Genomic DNA, 26,533 nt, shown 5'->3' with positions numbered 1-26,533 from the left:
TTGTATAAATTAATATATTGTCTCATATGTTAATTTTACTATAAATCTTTCATTCTTTCGAGTGGGAGGTTTATTTTTTTATGCAAAAAACTGTCGCACTAATTTTAGTGCGACAGCCCCTTTTTTTTATATGTAAAAATTAATAACCAATAACCTGCCTATTGTGATTTATTGTGTTTTTCCTATAATAAGCATTTTCAATTTCTTTTTCTGAAAAGCTCAAACTATTTCCTAATAATAGAAAGTCCTCAAATAGTGTTTCATAATGATCTTTGGAAGAACATATTATAAAATCATTTATATCAATATAAAGATTTAAAAATTGTTCTGTTATATCCACATCAATACCTTCTTTTGATATGGTAAAAGTGGTATCTGTATAATTCTTTTCCAAGCCAATGGTAAGTATAAAATGTAAACAATCAACATATTCTTCCAAAATGGTTTCTTTAGAGGAAGGTCCTTTATTACTCCAAAACTTAAAGCAACGAGTTTCATTAGCTAATTCTGCAATTTCAACTTGAAGGGCCAATAGTTTTTCAGAAAAGAGAGTTTTACCATAGAGATTATGTTCCTCCATAATATGATTGTCTAACTTTTCCTGCATTACAAAAAGATTTTGAAGATTCATAGGATAAATCCGCCTTTCCGTATACTTTTCTTAAATAGTTAAAGTAAAAAACTTTACTATAACTATATTTTATCTAAAGCTTAGGAAAATTGAAAGATTTCGCAATCGGTTACATGAAAAAAAAGTAACATACTATAATAAATCGTAATAAAGCAGAGATGGAAACGATTTAAACTAATTTAAACCTGAAATAGTTCTATTAATAGCAAAATATAAGTATTTAATAATTTAATATAAATTATAAAAATAGTCTTACTATTTATTTATAATATTAAAAACACCTTTCATTAATTATGAAAGGTGTTTTTATGTATGTTAATGTTATTTAGTTATCACAATCACTTTATAAGATTATAATATAACAACATTAGCAGCCTGTGGTCCCTTAGTTCCATCTACTACATCAAATTGAACCTTCTGGCCTTCTTGTAATGATTTGTAACCTTCAGTCTGGATAGCTGAGAAGTGAACAAAAACATCCTCTTCACCTTCTACAGAAATAAATCCAAAACCTTTAGTTGAGTTAAACCATTTAACTGTACCTATTTTCATTTGTCCAAAGTCCTCCTAAAATAAAAAAATATTATATTTGTTATTATACTCTTTTAATTTAGTATTATCAATATAATTATGGCGTAACAGTAAAAAATGTAGATAACAGAAGAATATGAAAGCATTATTAAGGAAGAATAGGATATTTTGATAGTTTGCAAAATATCACCTACAACTTCACATAGGTAGTTAAGGTTGTAGGTTGTAAAATATGCTATGATTGGAGTATAATAAAAGTACGGTATCGGGCATTAAAAGTTCATATACATAAGTAACAACCTAAAACTTCAAATAACAAATGAAGTTGTTGGCAAGGGCTTATTAGTATTAAAATATATTATCAAGGGGATGGTTTTTATGAGAAGTGTTGGATTCTTAATTAGTCCAAAAGAAAATGAGAAAAGAAGAGCAATACTACCAGAAGATGTTGCAAAATTAAAGAATTCTAATATGTTGTATTTTGAAAAGGGATATGGAGAGGTTCTTGGAATAAAGGATAAAGAGTATATTGATGTTGGAGCTAATGTAGAGAGTAGACAAAGCATATTAAAAAAAGATGTAATATGTGATCCTAAAATAGGTGATGGGGATTATTTAGAAGACTTAACAACAGATCAAATAATATTTGGATGGATTCATGCAGTTCAGAATAGAGAAGTAACAGATATTTTGGTAAATAATAAGTTAAAGGCTATAGCATGGGAAGAAATGCATGATGAAGGAAGACATGTATTTTGGAGAAACAATGAAATAGCAGGTGAAGCAGCTGTAATGCAAGCTTATCAATTATATGGGAAGTTCCCATATGAGACTAAGGTAGCTATTTTGGGCAGAGGAAATACTGCCAGAGGTGCATATAAAATATTAAATGGACTTGGGGCAGATATAACTGTATACAGTAGGAATATGGAATCACTGTTTAGAAAAGAAATAGATAAATATGATGTTATTGTAAATTGTATACTTTGGGATACTAGGAGAAACGATCATATAATATATAGAAAAGACTTATTAAGAATGAAAAATAATTCTTTAATAATAGATGTAAGCTGCGATGCTAATAAAGCTGTAGAGACAAGTAGGATTACTACTATTGAAAATCCAGTATATTATGTTGATGGGGTAATGCACTATGTTGTAGATCATACTCCTTCTATATTTTATAAAACTTCTAGTAAAGAGATAAGTAAGGCATTAGTAGAATACTTGGATTGTATAGTAGAAGGAAATGAAAATAACAATAAGGTATTATCAGATGCCACAATAATAGAAAACGGCGAAATTTTGGATGAAAAAATAGTGAAATATCAACATAGAAAATATGGAAAGGTTAATATTGCATAATTAAAAAAGCTATGTTTAGTTACAATAAACATAGCTTTTTTAATTATGCTATAATATAATTTTATATATAGGAATTACTATAAGACTCAGTATAGTAGTTATGGTAACCATAATAGCAGCAAATTCATAATCTGCGTCATAGGCCTTGGCCATTATAGCAGTATTTGTCATAGCAGGCATGGCCGCTTGAATAACGAATACATGTTTCATTAATTCAGGCAATGGCAATGGGCGGGATATTAAAATAACTAAAAAAGGAGAAATTATAAATCTACCTATTAATAATGCTATTATATCCTTATCTATTTTTATGCTTTTAACATCTATTGAATAAATAGTATGTCCTATAAACAACATTGATAAGGGAGTAGTAAGGTTACCTAAATACTTACAAGTATCAAGAATGAATTTTGGAAGTCTTATTCCTAGAAGAATTAATAAAATAGCAAATATAAACCCAAGTAAAGGTGGCGATATAATACGCTTTAAGGTATCTTTAGAGAATATACTTTTACTAGAACCTGTACCATCTTTACTGATTTCAAAAACTCCAATTGTCCAGAAAAAAGTAGTATTCACTATATAATATAATAGTACATAAGGAACACTTTCATCTCCAAAAAGAGCTAGATTAACAGGCAAACCAATAAATATGGTATTAGAAACAAAGAATATAGATTGAAAAACTCCTTTTCGTCCAGGTGCCACTTTAATTAGTTTGGAAACAAGTTTTCCTATTAAATAAGATAAAGCTATTGAGGTAAAGGGAACATAAAGCCCTTTACCTAAGCTAAGCAGTTTGTCTTTATCAAAATTAGACATTAAATTTGTTATCATTAACGCTGGCAGTGATAAATTTAGAACAAGTCGTGAAAAAAGTTGTGCATTTTCATCATTTATCCATTTCTTGTCGGTTAATATATAACCTATTAAAATCATTAATATTATACTAAATACACTACCAAAGGCATTTAAAAGAGCCATTAGCATATCTCCTTCTTATTATTTTTAGAATTCTGCTGAGCCAGTTGTTCTTGGGAATGGTATTACATCTCTAATATTAGAAATTCCAGTAAGATACATTAGTATTCTTTCAAATCCTAAACCGAAACCTGAATGTTTAGTCTCTCCGTATTTTCTAAGTTCTAAGTACCACCAATAATCTTCTTTATTAAGATTAAGTTCTTCCATTCTCTTTTCTAGTACATCAAGTCTTTCTTCTCTCTGGCTGCCACCAATTATTTCACCAATACCTGGTACTAAAAGATCTGCTGCAGCAACAGTTTTATTATCATCATTTTGTCTCATATAAAAAGCTTTTATATCTTTTGGATAGTCTGTAACAAAAACTGGTTTCTTGAATACCTTTTCCGTTAAATATCTTTCGTGTTCTGTTTGAAGGTCAATTCCCCATTCAACAGGATATTGGAAGGCTTCTCCTGATTTTTGTAAAAGTTCTACTGCTTTAGTATATGAAATCCTTACAAAATCTGAGCTTAATACATTATTTAATCTATTAAATAATTCTTTATCAATAAAGCTATTGAAAAACTCCATTTCTTCCGGTGCATTTTCCATAACATAGTTAATTATGTATTTTACCATGTCTTCTGCCACATCCATATAATCTTTTAATTCAGCAAAGGCCATTTCAGGTTCTATCATCCAGAATTCTGCCGCATGTCTTGCTGTGTTTGAATCTTCTGCTCTAAAAGTAGGACCAAAAGTATAAACGTTTCTGAAAGCTAGTGCATAAGTTTCTGCTGATAGCTGACCACTTACTGTAAGATTAGCTTCTTTCCCAAAAAAGTCTTTAGAAAAGTCTACATTTCCATCCTTATCTTTAGGTATATTATTCAAATCTAATGTAGTAATTCTAAACATTTCTCCTGCACCTTCGCAGTCACTACATGTAATTATTGGAGTATTAACATAAACAAATCCTTTTTCTTGGAAGAATTTATGTACAGCATAAGCAGCTAAGGAACGTACCCTAAATACTGCAGAAAAAGTATTGCTTCTAGGTCTTAAATGTGCAATAGTTCTTAAAAATTCAAGGGAATGTCTTTTTTTCTGTAAAGGATAATCTGAAGATGAAAGCCCTTCTATTATTATGTTTGAAGCATGAATTTCAAAAGGTTGTTTAGCTTCAGGTGTAAGAACTATTTTGCCTTCTACAGTTAAAGATGAACTTATGGATAATTTAGATATTTCTTCAAAGTTATTTAATTTATCATCGAATACTATCTGAATGTTTTTAAAAAAACTTCCATCATTTAATTCAATAAATCCAAAATTCTTGGATACTCTTTCTGTCCTAACCCATCCAGAAATACTTATTTCTTTGTCTATAAACTTATCAGTTTCTCTATAAAGTTGTTTAATATATGTCTTTTCCATTGTTAATCCTCCTAATGTTTTATTTTTAATAAAAACAAAAGCCCTTCATCCTTATAAAGGGACGAAAGACTATATTCGCGGTACCACCCAATTTGCCAAAGTTTTGGCCACTTAAAATCCGTACAGTTAAATCTCTATACTTACCAAAAGTAAGGCTTTGGCAACCTCTAAGCCTACTATCAATATATTGAATTCGGTTAGAAACTCAGAGATGTTCTTCAATAAAGTTATCACACTGACCTTACACTATCGCCAGCTCGCTTAAGTTATACTCTTTATCTACTCTTCTCATCATAGTTTTTAATAATATACTTATGTCTAATTATTATAATATTTTAAATTTTTTATGTCAAGGATATAATGCTGAGAAAAAGTTTTATTTTAGAGAAACATTTTTTCGTGATTTATGAGCCATTCTTTTCTCCATATTCCGCCTGCGTACCCTGTTAATAAACCATTGCTTCCTATAACTCTATGGCAAGGGACAATAATAGCTATTTTATTTTTGTTATTAGCATTTCCAACAGCTCTAGCAGATTTTTCATTTCCTATAGCTTTAGCAATATCCTTATAGGATACAGTCTTGCCATATGGTATATTAATTAGCGCATTCCACACTTTTTTTTGAAAATCAGTGCCATTTAATAATAAGTTTAAAGAAAAGCTCCGCCTTTTGCCTTTAAAATATTCATCAAGCTCAGTTATACAAGTATTTAATAAATCATTTCTTTTCTCATCATTATTTATTTCATCTATAAAATCTAAAGAAATAATGCTATGTTCATTACCTAGTATTTGAATATAACCAATAGGAGAATTGTAATAAGCTTTGAAGATATGTTCCATAAATAATCACTCCCCAATTCCTACAGAATATTTTACATTTCCTTACAAGTGCCTGACCCCTTATGTTCTAAATATAACTTCTTCTTTTGAGAACATATATCTTGCAAATGAAATAGATGCAACTATATATACAATTATCCAGCCAAAGGTTATTGCTATGTGAGTATAGTTATAAATTCCAGCTAAAAACTCTTTCATAAGACAAACTCCATTTGTAAGTGGTATATTAAAATAAAGTATTCCTATATTTTTAGGATCTTTCATCATAACCATATAAATTAATACCATGGCTATAATAGTTATAGGACTTAGGTAGGTTTGAGCTTCTTTAAATGATTTTGCATAGATACTAATGGCAAGTTGAAGTGCTCCAAATACCATTGTATATAAAATAGGTAAAATCATAATAAGAACTAAAGTAGCTGATCCTAAATTTAGTCCTGCATCGCCAAACATTCCATTGGGTTGATTCATCGTTATTAATATTCCAATCAAATAAGCAAAGGACATTAATATTCCCATTACTGTTATTGCAAGAAATTTTCCTATAAGTAAAGATGTTCTTCCTGCTTTTGTTGTAAGAAGTGGTTCAAGTGTTCCTCTTTCTTTCTCTCCTGCTCCTAGATCTACTGCTGCTCCAATTGTACTTGTTGCACTGTAAAGCATTAAAAGTAAAGGAATCATCATTGAAGCCATTATTTTCCCAAAACCATCATCTTTATCTCCAACCACATTATCTACAATATTAATTGGTGTTAAGATTGATTGATCTATGTTTTCCTTTTCAAGTCGTTTTGAAACTATTTGTTTTGAATATTCATCTATATAATTTTTAATCATTGATACAGCTATCATTGCATCATTACTTGAATTATCGTATTTTAATTCTATTTTTTCATTAGAATCCTTTGATATATTATCATCAAATCCTTTTGGAATTTTAATCTGTACATATACATCACCATCTTTTATGTCTTTATCAATATTTTTGGAATCTATTACCTTAACATTTTTATGGGATTTTATAAATTTAGAAAAGCTGATATTTCCTTGATCTTCTATAGCTATTTTAAGATTGTTTTGAATCTTATCACTATCTGATTTTGCCATTTTACCAATAGCAAAAGACATTATGGGTAAAAGGATTATTGGAATTAATATACTTAATATTAGTGTTTTCTTATCTCTAAATAAATCTAAAAGTTCTTTTTTTAACACTACTCCTATTACATTTTTCATACAATCACCTTCTTTACTTTGATATTAAATTTATAAATATTTCTTCTATGCTATTGTTATATTTTTCTTTAAGTTCTTTAAGCTTTCCTTCTTCTACTATTTTGCCTTTATGAATTATAATAATCCTATCACATAGCTTTTCTACTTCTGGTATTGTGTGACTTGAGAATATAATAGTTCTTCCATCACTTTTACATTTTAATATAAAGTCTTGTACAATTTTTGCAGAGGTAACATCTAATCCTATAGTTGGCTCATCAAATAAAACCACAGATGGATTATGCACTATAGATCTTGCAATAGCTACTTTTTGCTTCATACCTCTTGAAAATTTTCCAACTCTTCTATCAAGATATTCTGTCATATCTAAACTTTTTGCAAGTTCCTCTATACTTTTATTAGTTTCTTCTTTAGACATACCATTAAGCTCTGCAAAATATTTTATATTTTCCCTTGCTGTAAGTCTGTCATAAAGACCAACTTCACCACCAAACAAAATACCTATGTTTCCTCTTACCTTATCCGCTTCTTTACTTACGTCATGACCGTTTATTATTGCTTCGCCTTCTGTGATTTTAAGCATAGTAGCAAGCATTCTAAGAGTTGTTGTTTTACCTGCTCCATTTTCCCCAAGCAAGCCAAGTATTTCCCCATCATTTGCTTTAAAACTTATGCTATCTACTGCTGTTACACCCTTTTTAAATCGTTTAGTTAAATTTTTAACTTCAATCATAGCTTTATCTAAGCCTCCCTAATAATAAAATATGGTTTTTTATAAGATTGCTTTTCCTCTTATTGTAATATTAATTTTAACATACTTTTTCATTAAATAAGAGTTGTATTTTTCTCCCTCTTCATAAAAACTTCATGACAATTTGATATAATAAAAATAACTATAATACGGAGGAGGAGAAAATTTGGATAATAATATATCATTGATTTTCGCTTTTTCATCTGGGTTACTTTCCTTTTTATCTCCCTGTGTCTTGCCATTAGTTCCAGTATATTTAACTTATTTAACTGGCACAACAGTGGAAGAATTAAATAAAAATAAGGACAAAGTAACAGTAATTTATAAGGCTATAGGATTTACTATAGGATTTTCCATTATATTTATTCTTATGGGAATTTCAATAACATCTTTAGGGCAATTATTTAATGCTAACAGAGATATATTTAGGAAAGTAGGTGGCATAGTAATCATAGTGTTTGGCATCCATACCACAGGATTATTTAAGATTAAATTATTTTATTACGAGAAAAGATTATTTCAGTTTAATAAGTTCAAGTCGGGTGCAAGTGCTTTAGTTATGGGAATGGCTTTTGCAATAGGGTGGACACCGTGTATTGGCCCAGTTTTAGCTTCTATATTGATTTATGCGGGAAATGCGGCCACTTTTAATAAGGGGGTAGTGTTACTGTTTACATATTCCTTAGGTCTTGCAATTCCATTTATTTTTTCGGCATTTCTAATAGATGGGGTATCAAAGTATATAAGAAAGATTTCTAAGTACTTTGGAGTTATATCTGTTATAAGTGGTGTAATATTAATAATAATGGGAATCATGACTTTTACAGATAAAACTTATATACTAAATAACTTATTTAATTAGGGGGTGGTAATATTGAGAAAAAAGATATGGGTTATATCCTTTATATTAATTATACTAACATCTGTATTTGTTATTAAATATTACAACAAGGGAAATAATACAAGTATAGAAAATAAAAAAGAAAATGTGACTTCTAATGAAAAGGAAAAACCTAAAAAAATACAATCAATAGATTTTAAATTAGTTGATATGGATGGAAAACAGGTAACACTTAGTCAGTTTAAAGGAAAGAAGGTATTTATAAACTTTTGGGCAACCTGGTGTGATTATTGCAAAATTGAAATGAAAGACATACAAAAGTTATATGATGAAACTAAGGATAAAAATATCGTTATACTAGCTATAGATGTGGGAGAAAGCCAAAGCAAGGTTAAAAATTTTTTAGATAGTAATAATTACAATTTTAATGTTTTATTGGATAAAGACCAGGAAATTGCAAAGGCCTATGGTATACAAGGATTCCCAACATCTCTTTTTGTTGATGAAGAAGGATATGTGTATAGTGGCATACAGGGCGGAATGAGTATTGAAATGATGAGAAAAGAATTATTTTTAAAATAATAGTAAATTTTAATATAGTGAAAAAGGCTAAAGTCCATGGAAAGGCACCATGGACTTTTAATTTTATCAGCTTTTTAGAACCATTGTGATACTTCATTTAATATTTTAAAATTAGTTAAATCATAGTGAAGAGGGGTCAATGTAACGTAGCCTTGTTTTAGATAGTATACATCTGTATTAATTTTGTGCTTTTCATTAATTTTTCCCTTTAAATTAAGTATTGTATCCCCATTCTCGTCTACATTTTCAATAAAGTAATTGTCATAAACTTTATCGCCTATTTCGCATACTTTTATTTCCTTTACATCTTCTTCATTTAAATAGGGTACATTAACATTTAGGACTAAATCATCTTTAATTAAATTGTTTTGTGCAATTTTAATTATCTTTGAAGCGAATTTAGCAGCAGAATTATAATTTGCACAGCCATCCTTTAATTCAGAAGATATAGCCATAGAAGGTATTTTATAAATAGCAGCTTCTATAGCAGCTGATACAGTGCCAGAATAAATTACATCCATTCCTAAATTTGTGCCCATGTTTATGCCTGATATAACCATATCCACAGGTTTATCAAGAAGTTTATGGATGGCAACCCTTACGCAATCAGCTGGGGTGCCAGACACACTAAAAGCTTTAGATTTTATTTCAGGTAATTTTACGCTTTTTACCACCAATGGTTCACAAATAGTTATAGAATGGCTGCAGGCGCTTTTTTGATTACTAGGTGCAGCAATTATTACTTCGTGTTCTTTTTCTAATTCTTTTGCTAAAATATGAAGTGCCTTTGATCCAATTCCATCGTCGTTTGTCAAGAGTAATCTCATTATTAGTATCCTCCACATCATCATTTATTGATATAGCATTTTATAAAATGATATACTTATATATAGTTTAATCAATATTTTATAAAAATTGTATATTAATTTGAAAGAAAGTAGGGTTAGGTATGTATACAAATAGAACTAAATTAAAAGTTAGATATGTAGAAACTGATAAAATGGGTATAGTACATCATTCTAATTATTATGCCTGGTTTGAAGTAGGAAGAGGAGAATTTATATTAGAATCTGGTATGAGTTATAGAGAATTAGAGGAAAATGGGATTATGATGCCTTTGAGAGAAACTTACTGCAAGTATATAAAAGGGGCAAAATATGAGGACAATATAATTATTGAAACATTTATAAAAGAATTAACTCCAGTAAAAGTTATTTTTAATTACAATGTGATAAGAGAAGAAGATGGAAAGCTTTTGGCTAAGGGAGCCACAACACAGGTTTTTGTAAATAACGATTTTAAAATAATAAATTTAAAAAGAAAGTACCCAGATATATGGGAAAGAATGCATAAATTATTTACATAAAGAAATACAAGTATAATGTTGAATAAGGTCGGAATATATAAAAAAATTGATATGTTATGTATTTTTTGATACAATTTTAATGTGATTTAAAAATATTTAACTATTGGGAGAGGTGGAATTATTGGTAAACTTTTTTGCAAACACTATTTCGGCAATCAACAATATACTTTGGTCATATGTTCTTATTGGAGTATTAATTGCAGCAGGACTTTATTTTAGCTTTAAAACAAGATTTGTACAGATAAGGTACTTTAAGCAAATGTTTAGATTATTAGGAGAAGGAGCTAGTAAGTCTGTATTAGGAGAGAAGACTAAAGGTGTATCTTCCTTCCAAGCCTTCTGCATAAGTACGGCTTCTAGAGTAGGCACTGGAAATTTAGCTGGGGTAGCTATAGCTATTTCTTTAGGTGGACCCGGAGCAGTATTTTGGATGTGGGTTATTGCAATAATAGGAGGAGCATCAAGCTTCGTTGAAAGTACTTTAGCGCAAATATATAAGATTAAAGATAAGGATGGATATAGAGGTGGCCCAGCTTACTATATGGAAAAAGGCTTAAATAAGAGATGGATGGGAGTCCTATTTTCCATACTTATAACAATTAGTTTTGGACTTGTTTTCAATTCTGTACAAGCCAATACAATTTCGTTGGCATTTGAAGAAGCATTTGGTGTTAATACCTTCATAATAGGAATAATATTAGCAGCAATAACAGCAGTTATCATATTTGGAGGAGTAACAAGAATTGCTAAAGCGGCAGAAATGATTGTGCCTGTTATGGCAGTTGCATATGTATGTATAGCCCTATTTGTTATTTTAAAAAATATAACTTTAATTCCATCTGTATTTAAACTCATTGTAACTAATGCTTTTGGTATAAATCAAGCTATTGGTGGAGGACTTGGAGTAGCTGTTATGATGGGAATAAAAAGAGGACTCTTCTCAAATGAAGCTGGTATGGGAAGTGCACCCAATGCTGCAGCTACAGCTGAAGTAACTCATCCTGTAAAACAGGGACTTATTCAAACCTTAGGAGTTTATACTGATACACTTTTAATTTGTAGTGCTACTGCATTTATCATTTTATTATCAGGAGTATATACAAATAAAGATTTAACAGGAATACAGCTTACTCAAAATGCATTAAGTTTCCAGGTTGGATCATGGGGAAATACTTTTATAGCTATATGCATATTCTTATTTGCTTATAGTTCAGTAATAGGTAATTATTACTATGGCGAAACAAATATAGAGTTTTTAAATTCAAATAAGGGTTGGCTATTAATTTATAGAATAGCCGTACTAATTATGGTTGTAGTTGGTAGTGTAGCTAAAATACAAATAGTATGGGATATGGCAGATTTGTTTATGGGACTCATGGCCTTAACTAACTTAACTGCAATATCAATGCTTGGCAAAATTGCTTTTGATGCTCTAAAAGATTATTCAGGGCAGAAAAACCAGGGAAAAGATCCTGTATTCAATGTAAATAATATTGAAGGATTAAAAAATGTTGAATGTTGGGGAGAAATAGAAGAAGCTATTGAAGCATAAAAAATAAAAGCCTAAAAGGCTTTTATTTTTTATGCTTCAAGTTCCTCAGGAAGTTCTTTTTTAGAACTTAATTTTTCTTTATTCACCTTTAAAAACTCCAATTTGGTTTCAGCGGTTATTATAGCTATGAGTATGATTGTGCAGCCTATTAACATCTTATAAGTAAAGCTCTCTCCTAATAAAAGGGAAGATAGTATACTTCCAAATACAGCCTCTAAACTTAATATAATAGCAGTGTGAGTTGAGGTTGTATATTTTTGAGCTACATTTTGTATTAAAAACGCTATTAAGGTACTAAAGATTGCTAAATATAAAACAGGGATAATCCCATTCTTAGATAAGGAACCAGGAGCACCTTCAAATATAAACATAGATATTAAAGACAAAATAGCTGCTACTAAAAATTGAAGGGATGTTAAAATAATAGGGTCATGCTTTTCTGCAAAATAGCCTACGGAAACTACATGACAAGCAAAAAATAATGCACATATTAAAGTAAGTATATCTCCTAAATTAATGTTTAAGGTTCCATCAAAAGTTAATAGAAATATTCCAAGTAAACATAAAAAAGCTGAAATTAGATTGTATATATCCGGTCTTTTGCCTGATACACCCCAATATATAAATGGAACCATTACTACATTTGTTCCAGTTAAAAAAGCTTGCTTACCTGCAGTAGTATATTGCAATCCTACAGTTTGAGTAGCAAATCCCATAAACAGGAAGAAACCAATAATACACCCAGCTTTTATATCACTTTTATTAATTTTTATTATATGTTTAAAAAATATTAAGCACATTAAAATACAGGCTAGTGTAAATCTTAGAGTCATAATAGAAAAAGGAGAAACAGTGTCCAAAGCATTCTTTGTTGCAACGAAACCACTTCCCCATATTATTGTGACAATCAACAATGAAAGGTCTGCCATCAGACTTTTATTACCTAATAAAGATTTCATTCCATCAACCCCCATGATAAAGTAATAATGCTATTATAACATGTATTTTTATGATTGTAACCTATGTTACATATCTTGTATCGTTTATTTTGGAACATTTATGTTTTTGAAACATATTATATATTGTTAATATTTATTAGGAGAGTATATATGTATTGCCCATATTTTGGTTATCTAGAGGATTGTGAATTTATATCTGAAAATATGTATCGTCAATTTTCGCCACCAGGAGGGTCGCCACCACCAGGAGTGGGTACTCAAGGTCCAGGAGGCCCAGGAGGTCATGGAGCGCCAAGTGGACCACCGCCATCAATCACTCCACATAAAGCTGGAATCCAGACAAAAGCCATTGAATCTGGAGCAGTTAGACCTTGCCAATATAGATATATATATATTTGGCTAGATAACGGTAGTTCATTCTGGGCTTATCTTACCTATGTTGGAAGAAAATCTATTTCAGGATGGAGATGGAATGGACGTAGATGGGTATATTTTGGAATAGATACTAGGAGAATTGAAAGCTTTGTATGTTATTAAAGATTAAAAAATCATTCTATTATATTAATATCTAAATGGATTTATTTAATTAATATAAGCGTCCCATGAAGGGTTAATTTATTTATAAGTTAAACCTTCATGGGATATTTTTTTGAAAAAATATTACAGTATATTAAAATTTATAATGCAAAAAATATTTTTATAATTAATAAGGAGGCTGATTATATGACTGATAAAAATAACATAAGGGAACATGATACAAAAACAAAGAGTGAATTAGCTAATGAAATGGGAATTCCAATACCCAAGGACGGATATTGGGGGAACATGACTTCTAGGGTATGTGGTACTGTGGGCGGAGCTATTGGGGGAAATGAAGTAAGAAATGCTGTAGAGCAATTTGAGAAAAAGCTTATCAAAAAGTAAATAAACATGCAGAGAAATCATTTCTCTGCATGTTAAAGTTGCTTTATAATTGACTATTTCATAAAACCTGGTTTAGGCATTACATATAAATGAGGTTCCTGCAAATAATCCTGAACAATTCTAAGAGCTTCGCCAAATCTTTGATAGTGAACAACTTCTCTTTCCCTTAGAAATTTTAAAGGTTCTATTACATCTGGATCATCGGCCAAATCAATAAGATATTCATAGGTAGCCCTTGCTTTTTGTTCTGCAGCTAAATTTTCAGTAAGGTCTACAATTGGATCACCTTTTGATTGGAGACAAAAGGCATCAAATGGGACACCGCCAGCACTTGCAGGGTATACTCCTCTGCCATGATCTGCATAATAGGGTGCCGCGCCTGCTTTTTCTATTTCTTCAATGCTTGCATTTTTTAATAGTTGATGAACCATTGCACCAACCATTTCCAGATGAGCTAATTCTTCTGTACCTATATCGTTTAGTGTAGCAATGGCTTGGGGAGTAATCATAGAAAATCTTTGACTTAAGTATCTTAAAGATGCCCCTAATTCTCCATCGGGACCTCCATATTGTGTTATAATTATTTTTGCCATTTCCGGATTAGGATTTTTAATTTTTACTGGATATTCTAGTATTTTTTCGTAAGTCCACATGTATTACCCTCCTCCCTACAAAGGTTAAAATTAGCCTCATATTCCCAAGGCCATGGTTCACATATCCATTGCCATGGGTAAGGGCTCTGGGAACTGTGCTCAGATATCATTCCATAACATTTCTCATATTCTTTTTTTAACGCTTCAGCTTGAGTTACACAGCAGTTATACTTTGTAAGAGCTTCTCCATCCATTGGGTGAGTGTTAAGATATAAAGAGAGGTCTTCTATAACGAAATTTAATGCAGTAATTTGTTTTAACAACTCCATTTTATTCAGTTCTTTTGGCATAATAGAGCCTCCTTTCACTTGCACCCACATGGGTTATATATTCTTTCTTTTCTATGGTATGGACTGTAGAGCTCAGGGAAAACAGTTCCGTGTTTAAGAGCTTCTATAGGAGAGAAAAGAGTGCAGAGTTTTTGATAAGGAACATATGCAGCTGCCAACCTAACATTTGTTATTACGGTTTCTTGTGGTATACATTTGCCCATTGGTGGACAAACTCCTGTATTCATAATATGAGCCATATTAGTAATTTATCCTCCTTATTTGTTGCTCACGTAATAATATTATATTGTATTTACATAAAATTGTTACAATCTCATGTGAGTAATGAATTAGATTTTGAATTTAACATAAGTATTAAATGTTTTAAACTAAAATTTAAAACAAATGAAAAAAGCACTACATCCCACCAAGGATAGTCGTGCTTTTTCATCTGATTATATTTTAAAATTTTAATTTCAATAATATAAATAGGAAATTTGTTATTTAGCTAAGAACTAATAAGTAAAAGGTAAGAGTTTATGAAAAAATTCAACAAGGCTGAATTTTCACCACAACTATTACTTCTTAGTTCTTACCTCTTACCTTTTACTTATCTACAAATTACTATTTACCTTATACTTAAAAGTTTGATTATCATTTACTTATGATATGGTTCACCGCTATTTATTCTAAAGGATCTATATATTTGCTCTAATAATATTACTCTCATAAGTTGATGTGGGAAAGTCATTTTAGAAAAGGACAGCTTATAATCAGCTCTTTTTAGAACATCAGAGGATAATCCTAATGATCCTCCGATAACAAAAGTTAAATTACTATTGCCATTTATACCTTGAGTTTGAATAAAATCAGCTAGTTCTTCAGAGGAGGACATTTTTCCATGAATTGCTAGAGCTATTATATAGGAGTTATCTTTTATATGTTTTAAAATCCTTTCTCCTTCTTTTTCTTTTATTATAATTTCTTCTTTTTCTGAGGCGGTTTCAGGAGTTTTTTCATCAGGTACTTCTATAATATCTAATTTGCAATATCTTGTGAGTCTCTTTGAATATTCATCTAATGCATCTCTTAAAAATTTTTCTTTTATTTTCCCTACAGTAATAATTGTTATATTCATTTTACATCTCCTGTTTTTTAAATTTAAAGAAGAGCCTATACCTAAAATTTAAGATATAGACTCTTAATAATTAATTCTAAAGCTTATATGTTAGTTTTTTCCGCAGCACTTTTTGTATTTTTTACCGCTGCCGCAAGGACAAGCATCATTTCTACCTATTTTATTGTGATTCACAACGGTTTTTGAATCTTTCCATTGGCTATGGATTTCTTTCCTTTTTTCTGGTGAAAAGATAGCTTCCCATTGTGGCAAACTATAAAGATAATCTGCTTTTGCATCTAGCATATTGAAATAAAGCTTTTCAAAGTCTATAGCTAAATTCAATTCAGTATTCTCTTCTACACTTTCTAAATCAATAGGATTTACAAGACTTTCATTTATTCCATCTATAAAGCCCATAAAAAATATAGTAGAAGTTCCGTATTCATTTGCTAAATCTTTAAGATTGCCTTTTATTTCATTATTGTGATTAGCCAATATTTTAGTATAAATACTTTTTTCAATAGAACCATATTCCTTCCAAAAGGCAGCTTCACCTTTTGTTTTTACATAATCAATAACCATGTCTGTCCAATCTTTATATAAACTCATAAACATTTCTCCTTTAGTAAAAAATTTGTAATTTATGTTATATACTATAAAATATTATAATAAAGATCCATTTTATATTCAATAAATCCTTCATAACTAAAATTACTTATTTTTAGCATTATCTATATCTATTCTTCCTAAAGGTTTTGAAATATCAAAATTGCCACCCAAAGTATCAACATCTTTATTTTCTATTAAAATTTTAACCTTTTCAATAGAAGGCAAAGTTGTTAAAGACCAAACTATGCTTTTAAGACAAGCTTCTTCTTTATTTGGAGACATACTTTTAATAGCTTCTTTACTTAGGTTAACATAGGCAATTTTATCTTTTATTGAAAAACTTAATAATCTGGTCTCCTTTGGAAGAACAGGCTTTAGCTTACTATTTGCAGTAGGCCCCTTTATTAGTTCAAGAACAATTAATTCTCCTAAAAGTTCATCTTTCTTTATTAGCCTTTCCTCTTTTGCTATTTCTAATTTTTTATTATCCTTTGAGGAATCAAAATATAACTCTAAATCTATAATATTATCTTTAGAATTTGGAAGAACTATCTTTTCAATTTTCTGTTTATTTTGCATGCTTAGTTTATCTTTTTTTTCACAACCACTCAACGCCATAGTAAAAATAATTAAAAGTGAACATATACATATAATAGCCCATTTTTTCATTTTTTTCACCTTTCATCAGAATTCTATATAATTGCTTGGCATATCCCTTTTGGCCATGAATAATTTTATATCTCTATCCAATTTTACTCCATTTTCAGTTAATACATTTACTACAGTTTGATATGCTAGCTCAGGGTAATTGTTAGTTTTGCTTAAGTGACCTAACATTACTTTTTTTGTATTAGTACCTAATATGCTTAGTATAGCTTTACCACAATCTTCATTAGACAAGTGTCCCACATTACTTAGTATTCTTCTTTTTAATGTATAAGGATATGGGCCAAATTTTAGCATTTCTACATCATGATTACTCTCTAATAAAATAGCATCTGCATCTTTTAATGCATATTCTACTTCCTTAGAAAAATAACCTAAATCTGTGGCTAAGCAGAATTTTTTGTTGCCGCAATGTATAGCATATCCCTGAGGATATGCAGCATCATGAGGAAGCATATAGCTAATTATATCCATATCCTTAATGGTTACACACTGGGTATCAATAATTCTAATATTTTCTTCTTTTATTTTGCCTACAGTGGACATCATGGCTTTCCAAGTAAGAGGATGGGTATAAATAGGTATATTATACTTTCTTGATAATACACCTACCCCCTTAGTATGATCAGTATGTTCATGGGTTACAAATATTCCATCTATATCTTTTGGATTTTCACCAATGCTATCTAAGGCCTTTTCAATACTTTTGCCTGGAAGTCCTGCGTCTATAAGGATTCTGGCATTTTTAGATGAAACAAAAATACTATTACCACTACTTCCGCTATACAAAGAACAAAAATTCATAATAATTCTCCACCTTATTAAACAGTAACTCTTTTTATACTAGCACCTAATTTATTAAATTTATTTTCTATATTAGGATATCCCCTGTCAATATGTTCTATATTCAAAACCTCTGTAACACCTTCTGCAATAAGTCCAGCTATTATCATAGCGGCTCCTGCCCTTAAGTCAGTAGCTTTTACAACAGCACCAGTCAATTTATCAACACCATCTATAATAGCAGTTCTACCTTCAACTTTAACATGGGCTCCCATTTTTTTTAATTCATCCACATGTTTAAATCTGCTTTCCCATATGCTTTCGTTGATTAAGCTCCTACCTTTAGAAACGCATAAAAGAGCACTCATTGGCTGTTGGACATCTGTAGGAAATCCAGGGTAAGGCAATGTTTTTATATTTACTCCCTTTAGATTCTTATTTGATTTAATTGTAACAGAATCACCATTTTCTATAACCTCTGCTCCCATTTCTATGAGTTTTGCTGAAATGGATTCCAAATGTTTAGGGATAACATTATTTATAGTAACTTCACCGCCGCAAGCAGCTGTTGCTATCATATATGTACCAGCTTCAATTTGATCAGGAATAACACTGTATGAGCATCCTTGAAGTTCTTTTACACCAGTTATTCGTATAACATCAGTTCCTGCTCCTTTAATGTTAGCTCCCATAGTATTTAAAAAGTTAGCTACATCAACTACATGAGGTTCTTTAGCAGCATTTTCTAATATAGTAGTGCCTTCTGCGAAAGTTGCTGCCAGCATAACATTTATTGTAGCTCCAACACTAACTACATCAAAAAATATATTTGTGCCAATTAATCTTTCAGCTTCAACTGCTACAACACCATGTTCAATTTTAACATTTGCTCCTAGTGCTTCAAAGCCTTTTATGTGTTGGTCTATAGGCCTTACACCTATAGGGCATCCCCCAGGCATTTCAACTCTAGCTTTTTTAAATCTACCTAATAGCGCTCCTATAAGATAATAGGAAGCTCTCATTTTTCTTACATCTTCAGTATTAGCATCATAACTGGTTAAAATAGAACTGTCTATAGTTACTGAGTTATTATCTACTTTAACTTTACAGCCTAAGCTGTTTATTATTCTTTCTATGCAATGAACGTCTTCTATGTTAGGTATGTTATCTATAACACAAACACCTTTACTAGCCATAATAGCTGCTGGAAGAATTGCTACAGCAGCATTTTTTGCTCCACTAATTTCTATTTCTCCATGTAGGGGTCTACCACCATTTATAATTAATTTCTCCATTCCCCGCATCCATCCTTATCTATCAATATTATATGAAATTTACTTTCGTAAGTTAAATTCTTAATTAAATTATACAAACTTTATTATAACATAATTTCATATTATTTTAACATTTATTTTTAAAATGTGAATAGAATACGAGAAAATAAATAAAAAAATCCAAGGGACTTTTTCATCCACTTGGATTTTAAGAATAATGTTATCTTTTTTGGAAGCTATTACAATCGGTGCATTCCACTGTACTTGCTACAGGTTCATGCTTGGCAACCTGAATCTTGTCTAGGGTACAATAGTCATCAGTTGTGCAGTGAAATTTGCACTCACCAACTGTACATGCTATACTATCATTATGATTGTGTTTCATAAATGATCCCTCCCGTAAATAATTATATTTTATATTTATGAACATTATCATTTTTGCCAATAATAAATATTACTATACATATAATTTAAGTATTAATTTTAAAATATATATAAGTAAAAAACTGGGGGATAAAAATGAAATATTATTTAGTTGCTATCTTTGATGAAGAATCTTATTGTTATATGGAAGAAATGCAAAAAAAGTTATGTAAAAAATATAAGATATATAAGAATTCACCCATGCTTCATATAACCTTAGAGGTTATAGAAGATCCTGAGATAGAGGAACTAAGCAAATTAATTGCTGATATTTTAAAACCTTATAAGAAATTTAAAGTAATGATAGATGGTGCAATTTGTTTTGATCCTCCATATAAGTCTGTAAACTTAAAAGTAGATAATAAAGGCTATATAATTAGGTTAACAAGACTTATAAATGAAAAACTAAGTATGCATGGATTTAAGGTAAGAGAGAATATAGATAATTGGGACTTACATGTGTCTTTAGCTAATACTAATTACGCGATAAGAGAATGGAGTAATAAAGAATATTTATCTGCTTGTGAAACCGCAAAAGATGAAAATATAAAAAGAATGGCAACTATAGAAAGAATAGAACTTTGGAAACCTATAAATAATAGAAAAGAAATGACGGTTAAAAGTTTTCCACTAAGGGATTTTTAAACTTTAGAAATGTTTTTTATGTAGAGTTTATAAATATAATTATTTTTGAAACATAAAAGAGAAAGTATGGTAAAATTATTTACTATACTTTCTCTTTTATGTTATATATCTAACAAGTTTTTCTTATAAGAAGAATATAAATTTCTTAATTTATGCATTTTACTATCCAATTCTAATTGCAGATTAGATAATTCTTCATAATTTTTATTATCAGCGGCTTCTTTTATTTTTGTAAATAAACTTTTATTAGTATAGCTGTCTTTCATAATATAATATCTTAATTCGTTTATTGACATCCAATTTGAGATATCTAAATCCAGTGCCTTATCTAGTGAATGAAGCATTTTGCAACTTCTTATCTCTTCAATACAGTTATTTATAATCCTATTAGTTATTTCAGTAACCCATCTATTTAGAGAAGCTAATCTAAAACTATTTATGATTTCATCAGTAAATACTCCACCATCTTTAATAACTTCCAATTTTTCAGGATATTTATCAAAAGCTATTAAGTTTTCATATACTGTAGCAGGAGCTTTACCAAAGTAAGTTTCCCTTTCCTCTTCCGTAAAATCTTCAAAAATGTCTTCTTCTGATCTATATGCTCTTTCTTGTTCTAAATAATCAGCATCTTCACCAGGTTTCTTTGAAAGCTCCTTTAAAAGACTATCCTGGGATTTGTTGTTTGATAATGCATACTTTATACCATCTAACATAGCTAGATAAAGTGCTGATATAGCTAAATAAGTGTTGGTATGTGGATTAGGTGATCTTAATTCAAATCTAGTAGCAAAAGGATTTTGTAAATCTCTTATTACTGCAACAAGGATTGTTCTATTCCTTGATGGAATTTCTACAGAATGTCCTATTGATGTAACTATACATATAGGGGCTTCAAAACCAGGTTTTAATCTCCTAAAAGCGTCATTTGTAGAAGAAATAAATGGATTTATTACTTCATAATTTTTTAGTATTCCCATTAATGAGGAATAACCAATAGAACTTAAAAAATGATTTTTATTAGTTGAAAACAAGTTTATTTTGTTTCCATTCTTTAATCTTGCAGCAATACCAACGTGTATATGTTTACCACTTCCAGCTACTCCATCAACAGGTTTTGCTAGAAATGTTACATCTAAGCCATTATTTCTAAAGGCTTCTTTTATTATTATTCTAGCCAATAATTCATTATCAGCGGCCTGAAGAGGGCTTGAGTATTTCCAGTCTATTTCTAGCTGCTCCATAATGTGGGTGAGTTTGCCGGAATCATCTAACTTAGCTTTAACTCCACCTACTTCTTTATGACCCATTTCTGCTTCCAAACCATAAGCATCCAAAAGTGATAGTGACTGCTCTAATGATGTCCTTACTACACCCCTTGTTCTAGTCCAATATTGTTCATGGAGAACTTGTGAAGTTGAAAGTTCTTCTATTTCAGCTTTATCGTTAGGGGTTTTTACCCAAAATTCCAGTTCTGTAGCTGAAGTAACTTCTAAATGTTCTATATCATCATATTCAATTCCATATTGGGATAAAGTTTCTGTATGAGATTTTAATAAATTCATGAGAGAAGATTTAAAGTGTTCAATAGAACTTTCTAGAATATGTCTAGAATCTATAGGTTTATTATCATGATAAAGATAGCAAGGGATACGAAGGGTACCTATAGGTTTATTGGTTTCTAAATCTATGTGCTCGTAATTATAATCTACAAACCAGTTTGCATCTAAATCTGCAATCATATCTACTTTTGCATTACTTAACTTAGCTATCCCGGGGAATGAAACTGATGAACCGTCAGTTTGTACAGCGCCTTTTAAAAAAGTGGATATATCCTTTAAAAAAAGGGACACCGGTATTTTTTCATCTGTATCATTCCCTGCCAAGTCAACTCCTACAAAGGATACAAATTTTATTTCGGTATGTAAACTAAGCAGGGAATGGAGTATTTCCTCTGAGTGATTTTCTTTTGGTACCATATATATTAAGTCTTTTAGCATATTAAACCTCCTTAAAAATAAGAAAATTAATTGAATTTAATTTTTTATATTGATTTATCTAAATTAATATACACCTGATTTTATAATTATTATAAATCATTGTCAATAAAAAAATGAAAGTTTGAAAAAAAGAAATTGCAAGGGAAATATATTTTTTATTATGTAATATTATAATCAATAAAAGCTGATTAATACTATAAAAAATTTCTTTATAAGGTATAATAATAGTAAAAAAATATATGCATAGAGAGTGATATAAATGAAGAATTCAATCAATCCCACTAAACAAAATATAAGAATAAAGCAATATTTAGGCTGGTTTGTAACATTTGTGTTTCCACTAGCGGCCAAGCAGCTTATGGAGATAACCCTTATGCCAATAGCAGTAGCTATTTTTTATTGGATTGCCTGCGGTATTTTACTTAGATATACTATGTATAAAAGTTTACCCTATTTTAAACCACAATGCAAAAAGGTAACTAAGGAAATAATAATTTTGTTTTTAGTTACTTTTATATGTGCTTTTTTATACAATAGATACAATATAGTTACTTATGCCAAAATTAACAAGGACTTAATTATCAGTGTAATTATATTTACGGTATTAAATGGTATTTTTGAGCCTTTGGTTTGGGTAAACATATTTGACTTAGCAGGAAATAAGCTAAAAATTAATGGCTTTTTAGCAGCTTTTATATATACAATATTAATGCATTTTTTATTTTGGAATAGGATTATATCTTTTCCGCAGGGCAATAGATCACTATTTATAATATGTCAAGGGATTATGTTTATAATATCATTTGTAATATATGCGAAGACAGAGGATATTACCATATTCAGTATACAACAAATAATATATAATTTGATATTAGTTTTATTTGGAGGATTTGGAGTAAGTTCATTCCTGAATATTAAATAAAGTGTTTTTATATTAGCTGCAAAATGCTGTATAATTATATGGTAGGCGGTAATAAATGAAAGGAAAGGAAGTGTATCCATATTGGAGAATAATAAAACAATGCTGATATATGGTTTTCACCAGGAAGATAGAAAAATAATAGATGATTTAATTAAAACAAATAATCTTCCAGGGTATATTTTAGTGGAAAAGGGCATGGTTAATATGACCATAGCAGATATTTTAAAGGGATTAAACTTGCAGGTGTTTAATAATTTAGATATACCTGAAGATAAAGTTATTTTATTTAATAATTTTAGTGACAAAGAACTAGATAAAGCTATAAGTGTACTTAAAAAAGGTTTTACAGAATTGCCTATTCTTGCAGTAGTTACACCTACATCTATAGAATGGACTTTTAAAAACTTAATAGAGCACTTAATAGAAGAAAGAGAATGGTATAAAAATCAAAAGATGAACAGGTAAATATAAGAGCTACGAGGTGGATAAAATGAGCAGATTAGGGGAAAAAATAAAAGGTTTAAGAATAGAAGCTGGAATATCCCAAAAGCAACTAGGGAAAAAGCTTGGGGTATCAGAAAGTTTTGTAAATGAAGTAGAATCGGGACGAAAAGTTATAAATCAAAATTTAATTGATAGAATAGGAAAAGTTTTAGGGAAGAACTTAAATGATATTACTATGTCCTTTGAAGAGGAAGTTTATAAAGAAGAAAAAGATAATAAATATAACAATGAGCCAAAAAAGGAAAAGGTTAGTGAGGTCTGGGATGAGGCTTTTGGGTCAGTTCTTAAGAATATTCCCATTTACAAATATGATCTAAACAAAGCATTAGGTTCAAAGCAGCTTCCATTGGTAGGGAATAAGGTTGAAGGCTATGCCCAAGATAAAGTATTTTATATAGAGATACAAGATGATGAGATGATAGGGTTTAGAATGGCTAAAGGGGACTTAGCTTTTGCCCACATGACCCATGAAATTGAGAATAATTGTATTTGTTTAATAGAGTATGGTGGCATAAGGAAGGTTAGACAAATAAAAAAGTTAGATAGTAATAAAGTTCTTCTTATAAGCAATCCAAATAGTGTAAGGGCAGAAACCATTGAAATGAGAGATTTAAAGGTTATAGCTAAGCTTCATAGACTTGAAATAATTTTATAAGAGGATATGTAAAGCCATGCCCGTTAAAGGGGTATGGCTTTATATTTTAATAAATTTTTTCTATTTTTATATTCTTATAAAACTTATCTAATATCTCATTATATTTCATACCTTTTTTTGAAAGCTCCATGGCACCAAATTGGCTCATACCAACGCCATGACCATATCCGCCTCCATATATTTTAAAGCCTCCATTAACTTTATCTATGGCGAAAAATGAGGAAGGAATAAGATTATTGTTTATTAAGGGTTCTTTTTTATGTCTTACTATTGGAATTATTTCTCCAGAAAATTCTTTGGTACATCTTATAGCACTTCTTATATTAATATCTCCCTTTACATTTACTGTAGCATTGGAAAATTTGAAGGAGATGCACATTATATTGCCAAACTTACTCCTTTGCAAAACGGATATATTTGTTAAATCTTTAAGCTCTGGTAGGGTATCTATTTTTTTATTATTCTGTAGTATTTCTATAAAGTCCTTTCTTTTCCCAAATATTATTTTTAGGGATTTATTTAAACTTTTTTCTAAGCTTTCTTTAGGAAAATAAATATACCATCTAAAGTAAGGGGATTCGCTATCTACAGCTTTTAGGCCCTTATTTTTATAAAAGTCTAACCAATCTTGTTCTGATTGGGGAATATTAGTTTCTCCTTGAATATAGCTGCCGTTAAAATAATACTTTTTGTCTTCACTGGTACCATCTGAATTGAACCATACATCTTCATAGGTGGTAGCCATGCCTCCAGAAGAAGAGTAATACTTTGCATCAATGGGGGTATTATTACTGGTCATAATTAATCCGGAAGTTTCTCTCACCGAATTACTAGCCAAGGTATTTGTCTCAATATTATTATAAACTTGACTTTGTGTACTATCATCTACATAGAATCCTAGATTAGCAAATCTGTTTTGAAGCATATCAGATATAGCATAGGTTCTAGCAGCAATAGCCTGACATTTAAGAGATTCAATTCCACCGGAAGAAGGCATCTCTGAAGGAACAACTTTGCATAAATAATCCTCAATATTAACCTCATTAATCATTAAAATACCATCTTTGCATAATGTAAACTCTATTATTCCGGAGTAATATGGCACAAAAGAAGGATTACCTCTTTTTAAGCTGTCTATTTTAAAGTCCCCACCTTTTAGATAAGTTCTAGATTTAAAAGGTTTTTTCTGGCTGCCAAAGGAAAATATAATTTCATTAGCTGCTTTTTCAATAGCTATTTTAGATCCTTTGGATATATTTATAGAACTCCCTTCTTGAATATTATATAATTTAGAGTCTTCCATGCAAGTTATTTCCAGTTGATTATGATAAATAGAGTCAAAATTATTAGTAGATATTCCTATTCTCATATATGAAAAATCAATAGGGGTAATAATCAATGTTTTTAATGCATTTTTTTTGTCCATATAAATTTTTGAATTATTTTGTCCTACTATTAATTTACTATCTGTGCATATTGAAAGTTTATTGTTTTTATCTAGATAATAATAAAAGGGACTTTTTGATAACTTTACTGGACCGGATTTTTCTAACTCATAGTAATCATTGTTTTTAATCATAACTCTTTCTGTTAAAGGAGATACCTCATCTACCTTCAATATTTTAAAGAAATTATACTTATAATTGATAACCGTACCAACAGAATATGTCCGTGGGAGCCTAATTTTATATAATTTATCTCCCAAATATACTTTTGAATAATTTGATGAGCATTCTGCTACTACTGCATGTTCTCTTTCCCTAGGGATAAATAGTATGAACAATAATATAGATACAAGTAACAACACTATAGCAGTAAATTTTTTCATAATATACCTCCTAAAAGTTTGATTATATACCTATTCTAACAATACTTAACATTTGCCGAAATTATAACATCTTAGAGTATAATTTTAGTAGGCAAAAGTAGTAATAATTACTGCTTAAAAAATTAAAAGGAGATACAAAAAGTATCTCCCACATACATAAAAAATCCATTATAATGTAAGTTGATATTACTATAC

General features: G+C 29.9%; 31 protein-coding genes and 1 other annotated feature. Of the genes, 11 read left to right on the top strand and 20 right to left on the bottom strand.

The features are described from left to right. Positions 1-139: 139 nt before the first annotated feature. Positions 140-631 carry a dUTP diphosphatase gene (locus CLLI_RS10690; RefSeq protein WP_106064204.1) on the bottom strand — a complete coding sequence of 164 codons (492 nt, stop codon included), beginning with the start codon at positions 629-631 and terminating at the stop codon, positions 140-142. Between the two features lie 351 nt (positions 632-982). Further along, positions 983-1,183, bottom strand: a complete 201-nt coding sequence (locus CLLI_RS10685; RefSeq protein WP_106064203.1) for a cold-shock protein — start codon at positions 1,181-1,183, stop codon at positions 983-985. A 357-nt stretch (positions 1,184-1,540) separates the two neighbouring features. Here CLLI_RS10685 and CLLI_RS10680 point away from each other — a divergent pair, with 357 nt between their 5' ends. Further along, entirely contained in the window at positions 1,541-2,527 is a 987-nt protein-coding gene (locus CLLI_RS10680) for a N(5)-(carboxyethyl)ornithine synthase (protein WP_106064202.1), read from the top strand. Positions 2,528-2,575: 48 nt separating this feature from the next. On the opposite strand, the gene CLLI_RS10675 is transcribed toward CLLI_RS10680, so the two are convergent. From CLLI_RS10675 to CLLI_RS10655, 5 genes are all read right to left on the bottom strand, one after another. Continuing rightward, positions 2,576-3,511: an AEC family transporter gene (locus tag CLLI_RS10675; RefSeq protein ID WP_106064201.1), complete on the bottom strand. Its 936-nt coding sequence runs from the start codon at positions 3,509-3,511 to the stop codon at positions 2,576-2,578. Between the two features lie 24 nt (positions 3,512-3,535). Further along, entirely contained in the window at positions 3,536-4,927 is a 1,392-nt protein-coding gene (asnS, locus tag CLLI_RS10670) for an asparagine--tRNA ligase (RefSeq protein WP_106064200.1), read from the bottom strand. A 54-nt stretch (positions 4,928-4,981) separates the two neighbouring features. Next, positions 4,982-5,231: a binding site (T-box leader), on the bottom strand. Between the two features lie 77 nt (positions 5,232-5,308). After that, the gene (locus CLLI_RS10665) at positions 5,309-5,773 is read right to left on the bottom strand and encodes a methylated-DNA--[protein]-cysteine S-methyltransferase (RefSeq protein ID WP_106064199.1); all 465 of its coding nucleotides are present in this window, start codon (positions 5,771-5,773) and stop codon (positions 5,309-5,311) included. Between the two features lie 60 nt (positions 5,774-5,833). Then, complete coding sequence (locus CLLI_RS10660; protein WP_106064198.1) at positions 5,834-7,012, bottom strand: ABC transporter permease; 1,179 nt, start codon at positions 7,010-7,012, stop codon at positions 5,834-5,836. 13 nt (positions 7,013-7,025) lie between these two features. After that, positions 7,026-7,745, bottom strand: coding sequence for an ABC transporter ATP-binding protein (locus CLLI_RS10655; RefSeq protein WP_106064197.1), 720 nt, complete (start codon positions 7,743-7,745; stop codon positions 7,026-7,028). 184 nt (positions 7,746-7,929) lie between these two features. Here CLLI_RS10655 and CLLI_RS10650 point away from each other — a divergent pair, with 184 nt between their 5' ends. Both CLLI_RS10650 and CLLI_RS10645 read left to right on the top strand, forming a co-directional pair. Further along, positions 7,930-8,625 carry a cytochrome c biogenesis CcdA family protein gene (locus CLLI_RS10650; RefSeq protein WP_207655102.1) on the top strand — a complete coding sequence of 232 codons (696 nt, stop codon included), beginning with the start codon at positions 7,930-7,932 and terminating at the stop codon, positions 8,623-8,625. Positions 8,626-8,637: 12 nt separating this feature from the next. Next, positions 8,638-9,186 carry a TlpA disulfide reductase family protein gene (locus tag CLLI_RS10645; RefSeq protein WP_170063708.1) on the top strand — a complete coding sequence of 183 codons (549 nt, stop codon included), beginning with the start codon at positions 8,638-8,640 and terminating at the stop codon, positions 9,184-9,186. A gap of 74 nt (positions 9,187-9,260) precedes the next feature. Here CLLI_RS10645 and surE read toward each other — a convergent pair whose 3' ends face one another. After that, positions 9,261-10,013 carry a 5'/3'-nucleotidase SurE gene (gene surE / locus CLLI_RS10640; RefSeq protein ID WP_106064195.1) on the bottom strand — a complete coding sequence of 251 codons (753 nt, stop codon included), beginning with the start codon at positions 10,011-10,013 and terminating at the stop codon, positions 9,261-9,263. Between the two features lie 122 nt (positions 10,014-10,135). On the opposite strand from surE, the gene CLLI_RS10635 reads away from it, so the two are divergent. After that, positions 10,136-10,552 (top strand): acyl-CoA thioesterase, encoded by a 417-nt coding sequence (locus tag CLLI_RS10635; RefSeq protein ID WP_106064194.1) that lies wholly within the window; start codon positions 10,136-10,138, stop codon positions 10,550-10,552. A gap of 121 nt (positions 10,553-10,673) precedes the next feature. Continuing rightward, the gene (locus tag CLLI_RS10630) at positions 10,674-12,104 is read left to right on the top strand and encodes an alanine/glycine:cation symporter family protein (protein ID WP_106064193.1); all 1,431 of its coding nucleotides are present in this window, start codon (positions 10,674-10,676) and stop codon (positions 12,102-12,104) included. 29 nt (positions 12,105-12,133) lie between these two features. On the opposite strand, the gene CLLI_RS10625 is transcribed toward CLLI_RS10630, so the two are convergent. After that, a complete protein-coding gene (locus tag CLLI_RS10625) occupies positions 12,134-13,063 on the bottom strand; it encodes a DMT family transporter (protein ID WP_106064192.1) in 930 nt (309 codons plus the stop codon). A gap of 150 nt (positions 13,064-13,213) precedes the next feature. Between CLLI_RS10625 and CLLI_RS10620 the strand changes: the two genes are divergently transcribed. Both CLLI_RS10620 and CLLI_RS10615 read left to right on the top strand, forming a co-directional pair. Further along, positions 13,214-13,600 carry a hypothetical protein gene (locus tag CLLI_RS10620; RefSeq protein ID WP_106064191.1) on the top strand — a complete coding sequence of 129 codons (387 nt, stop codon included), beginning with the start codon at positions 13,214-13,216 and terminating at the stop codon, positions 13,598-13,600. A 186-nt stretch (positions 13,601-13,786) separates the two neighbouring features. Further along, entirely contained in the window at positions 13,787-13,987 is a 201-nt protein-coding gene (locus CLLI_RS10615) for an alpha/beta-type small acid-soluble spore protein (protein WP_106064206.1), read from the top strand. Positions 13,988-14,040: 53 nt separating this feature from the next. Here CLLI_RS10615 and CLLI_RS10610 read toward each other — a convergent pair whose 3' ends face one another. The 9 genes from CLLI_RS10610 to CLLI_RS10570 form a co-directional block, all read right to left on the bottom strand. After that, positions 14,041-14,640 carry a manganese catalase family protein gene (locus CLLI_RS10610; RefSeq protein ID WP_106064190.1) on the bottom strand — a complete coding sequence of 200 codons (600 nt, stop codon included), beginning with the start codon at positions 14,638-14,640 and terminating at the stop codon, positions 14,041-14,043. Further along, positions 14,616-14,930, bottom strand: a complete 315-nt coding sequence (locus CLLI_RS10605) for a spore coat protein CotJB (protein ID WP_106064189.1) — start codon at positions 14,928-14,930, stop codon at positions 14,616-14,618. Before CLLI_RS10605 ends, CLLI_RS10610 begins: the two co-directional genes overlap by 25 nt. Positions 14,931-14,944: 14 nt before the next feature. Then, positions 14,945-15,169, bottom strand: a complete 225-nt coding sequence (locus tag CLLI_RS10600; protein ID WP_207655101.1) for a spore coat associated protein CotJA — start codon at positions 15,167-15,169, stop codon at positions 14,945-14,947. Between the two features lie 398 nt (positions 15,170-15,567). Further along, positions 15,568-16,047: a 23S rRNA (pseudouridine(1915)-N(3))-methyltransferase RlmH gene (rlmH, locus tag CLLI_RS10595; RefSeq protein ID WP_106064188.1), complete on the bottom strand. Its 480-nt coding sequence runs from the start codon at positions 16,045-16,047 to the stop codon at positions 15,568-15,570. A 90-nt stretch (positions 16,048-16,137) separates the two neighbouring features. Continuing rightward, positions 16,138-16,638: an SEC-C metal-binding domain-containing protein gene (locus tag CLLI_RS10590; RefSeq protein ID WP_106064187.1), complete on the bottom strand. Its 501-nt coding sequence runs from the start codon at positions 16,636-16,638 to the stop codon at positions 16,138-16,140. A 102-nt stretch (positions 16,639-16,740) separates the two neighbouring features. Beyond that, positions 16,741-17,307 carry a GerMN domain-containing protein gene (locus CLLI_RS10585; protein WP_106064186.1) on the bottom strand — a complete coding sequence of 189 codons (567 nt, stop codon included), beginning with the start codon at positions 17,305-17,307 and terminating at the stop codon, positions 16,741-16,743. A 15-nt stretch (positions 17,308-17,322) separates the two neighbouring features. Continuing rightward, positions 17,323-18,108: an MBL fold metallo-hydrolase gene (locus CLLI_RS10580; RefSeq protein ID WP_106064185.1), complete on the bottom strand. Its 786-nt coding sequence runs from the start codon at positions 18,106-18,108 to the stop codon at positions 17,323-17,325. Between the two features lie 17 nt (positions 18,109-18,125). Then, complete coding sequence (locus tag CLLI_RS10575) at positions 18,126-19,382, bottom strand: UDP-N-acetylglucosamine 1-carboxyvinyltransferase (RefSeq protein WP_106064184.1); 1,257 nt, start codon at positions 19,380-19,382, stop codon at positions 18,126-18,128. Positions 19,383-19,581: 199 nt separating this feature from the next. Continuing rightward, on the bottom strand, positions 19,582-19,746 hold the full coding sequence (locus tag CLLI_RS10570; protein ID WP_106064183.1) for a DUF1540 domain-containing protein: 165 nt from the start codon (positions 19,744-19,746) through the stop codon (positions 19,582-19,584). A 134-nt stretch (positions 19,747-19,880) separates the two neighbouring features. On the opposite strand from CLLI_RS10570, the gene CLLI_RS10565 reads away from it, so the two are divergent. Next, positions 19,881-20,429 (top strand): 2'-5' RNA ligase family protein, encoded by a 549-nt coding sequence (locus CLLI_RS10565; RefSeq protein ID WP_106064182.1) that lies wholly within the window; start codon positions 19,881-19,883, stop codon positions 20,427-20,429. 101 nt (positions 20,430-20,530) lie between these two features. Here the strand turns inward: CLLI_RS10565 and CLLI_RS10560 are convergent, their stop codons facing one another. Beyond that, positions 20,531-22,429, bottom strand: coding sequence for a type I glutamate--ammonia ligase (locus CLLI_RS10560; protein WP_106064181.1), 1,899 nt, complete (start codon positions 22,427-22,429; stop codon positions 20,531-20,533). A 259-nt stretch (positions 22,430-22,688) separates the two neighbouring features. Here CLLI_RS10560 and CLLI_RS10555 point away from each other — a divergent pair, with 259 nt between their 5' ends. From CLLI_RS10555 to CLLI_RS10545, 3 genes are all read left to right on the top strand, one after another. After that, positions 22,689-23,351 (top strand): hypothetical protein, encoded by a 663-nt coding sequence (locus CLLI_RS10555; RefSeq protein ID WP_106064180.1) that lies wholly within the window; start codon positions 22,689-22,691, stop codon positions 23,349-23,351. Positions 23,352-23,432: 81 nt separating this feature from the next. After that, entirely contained in the window at positions 23,433-23,816 is a 384-nt protein-coding gene (locus CLLI_RS10550; RefSeq protein ID WP_106064179.1) for a DUF3783 domain-containing protein, read from the top strand. A 25-nt stretch (positions 23,817-23,841) separates the two neighbouring features. Continuing rightward, positions 23,842-24,510: a helix-turn-helix domain-containing protein gene (locus tag CLLI_RS10545; protein ID WP_106064178.1), complete on the top strand. Its 669-nt coding sequence runs from the start codon at positions 23,842-23,844 to the stop codon at positions 24,508-24,510. A 46-nt stretch (positions 24,511-24,556) separates the two neighbouring features. On the opposite strand, the gene CLLI_RS10540 is transcribed toward CLLI_RS10545, so the two are convergent. Next, positions 24,557-26,338, bottom strand: a complete 1,782-nt coding sequence (locus tag CLLI_RS10540) for a SpoIID/LytB domain-containing protein (RefSeq protein ID WP_106064177.1) — start codon at positions 26,336-26,338, stop codon at positions 24,557-24,559. Positions 26,339-26,533 lie beyond the last annotated feature (195 nt).

This window comes from Clostridium liquoris (assembly GCF_002995785.1).
Classification (GTDB): domain Bacteria; phylum Bacillota; class Clostridia; order Clostridiales; family Clostridiaceae; genus Clostridium_AO; species Clostridium_AO liquoris.
The sequence above is the reverse complement of the archived record's forward strand: the minus strand, read 5'-3'. Positions and strand labels throughout refer to the sequence as shown.

Excerpts from the sequence above, each read along its gene's own strand:
- CLLI_RS10690 (WP_106064204.1), bottom strand. The coding sequence starts at position 631 with ATGAATCTTCAAAATCTTTTTGTAATGCAGGAAAAGTTAGACAATCAT.
- CLLI_RS10685 (WP_106064203.1), bottom strand. The coding sequence starts at position 1,183 with ATGAAAATAGGTACAGTTAAATGGTTTAACTCAACTAAAGGTTTTGGA.
- CLLI_RS10680 (WP_106064202.1), top strand. The coding sequence starts at position 1,541 with ATGAGAAGTGTTGGATTCTTAATTAGTCCAAAAGAAAATGAGAAAAGA.
- CLLI_RS10675 (WP_106064201.1), bottom strand. The coding sequence starts at position 3,511 with ATGGCTCTTTTAAATGCCTTTGGTAGTGTATTTAGTATAATATTAATG.
- asnS (WP_106064200.1), bottom strand. The coding sequence starts at position 4,927 with ATGGAAAAGACATATATTAAACAACTTTATAGAGAAACTGATAAGTTT.
- CLLI_RS10665 (WP_106064199.1), bottom strand. The coding sequence starts at position 5,773 with ATGGAACATATCTTCAAAGCTTATTACAATTCTCCTATTGGTTATATT.
- CLLI_RS10660 (WP_106064198.1), bottom strand. The coding sequence starts at position 7,012 with ATGAAAAATGTAATAGGAGTAGTGTTAAAAAAAGAACTTTTAGATTTA.
- CLLI_RS10655 (WP_106064197.1), bottom strand. The coding sequence starts at position 7,745 with ATGATTGAAGTTAAAAATTTAACTAAACGATTTAAAAAGGGTGTAACA.
- surE (WP_106064195.1), bottom strand. The coding sequence starts at position 10,013 with ATGAGATTACTCTTGACAAACGACGATGGAATTGGATCAAAGGCACTT.
- CLLI_RS10635 (WP_106064194.1), top strand. The coding sequence starts at position 10,136 with ATGTATACAAATAGAACTAAATTAAAAGTTAGATATGTAGAAACTGAT.
- CLLI_RS10625 (WP_106064192.1), bottom strand. The coding sequence starts at position 13,063 with ATGAAATCTTTATTAGGTAATAAAAGTCTGATGGCAGACCTTTCATTG.
- CLLI_RS10620 (WP_106064191.1), top strand. The coding sequence starts at position 13,214 with ATGTATTGCCCATATTTTGGTTATCTAGAGGATTGTGAATTTATATCT.
- CLLI_RS10615 (WP_106064206.1), top strand. The coding sequence starts at position 13,787 with ATGACTGATAAAAATAACATAAGGGAACATGATACAAAAACAAAGAGT.
- CLLI_RS10610 (WP_106064190.1), bottom strand. The coding sequence starts at position 14,640 with ATGTGGACTTACGAAAAAATACTAGAATATCCAGTAAAAATTAAAAAT.
- CLLI_RS10605 (WP_106064189.1), bottom strand. The coding sequence starts at position 14,930 with ATGCCAAAAGAACTGAATAAAATGGAGTTGTTAAAACAAATTACTGCA.
- CLLI_RS10600 (WP_207655101.1), bottom strand. The coding sequence starts at position 15,169 with ATGGCTCATATTATGAATACAGGAGTTTGTCCACCAATGGGCAAATGT.
- rlmH (WP_106064188.1), bottom strand. The coding sequence starts at position 16,047 with ATGAATATAACAATTATTACTGTAGGGAAAATAAAAGAAAAATTTTTA.
- CLLI_RS10590 (WP_106064187.1), bottom strand. The coding sequence starts at position 16,638 with ATGAGTTTATATAAAGATTGGACAGACATGGTTATTGATTATGTAAAA.
- CLLI_RS10585 (WP_106064186.1), bottom strand. The coding sequence starts at position 17,307 with ATGAAAAAATGGGCTATTATATGTATATGTTCACTTTTAATTATTTTT.
- CLLI_RS10580 (WP_106064185.1), bottom strand. The coding sequence starts at position 18,108 with ATGAATTTTTGTTCTTTGTATAGCGGAAGTAGTGGTAATAGTATTTTT.
- CLLI_RS10575 (WP_106064184.1), bottom strand. The coding sequence starts at position 19,382 with ATGGAGAAATTAATTATAAATGGTGGTAGACCCCTACATGGAGAAATA.
- CLLI_RS10570 (WP_106064183.1), bottom strand. The coding sequence starts at position 19,746 with ATGAAACACAATCATAATGATAGTATAGCATGTACAGTTGGTGAGTGC.
- CLLI_RS10565 (WP_106064182.1), top strand. The coding sequence starts at position 19,881 with ATGAAATATTATTTAGTTGCTATCTTTGATGAAGAATCTTATTGTTAT.
- CLLI_RS10560 (WP_106064181.1), bottom strand. The coding sequence starts at position 22,429 with ATGCTAAAAGACTTAATATATATGGTACCAAAAGAAAATCACTCAGAG.
- CLLI_RS10555 (WP_106064180.1), top strand. The coding sequence starts at position 22,689 with ATGAAGAATTCAATCAATCCCACTAAACAAAATATAAGAATAAAGCAA.
- CLLI_RS10545 (WP_106064178.1), top strand. The coding sequence starts at position 23,842 with ATGAGCAGATTAGGGGAAAAAATAAAAGGTTTAAGAATAGAAGCTGGA.
- CLLI_RS10540 (WP_106064177.1), bottom strand. The coding sequence starts at position 26,338 with ATGAAAAAATTTACTGCTATAGTGTTGTTACTTGTATCTATATTATTG.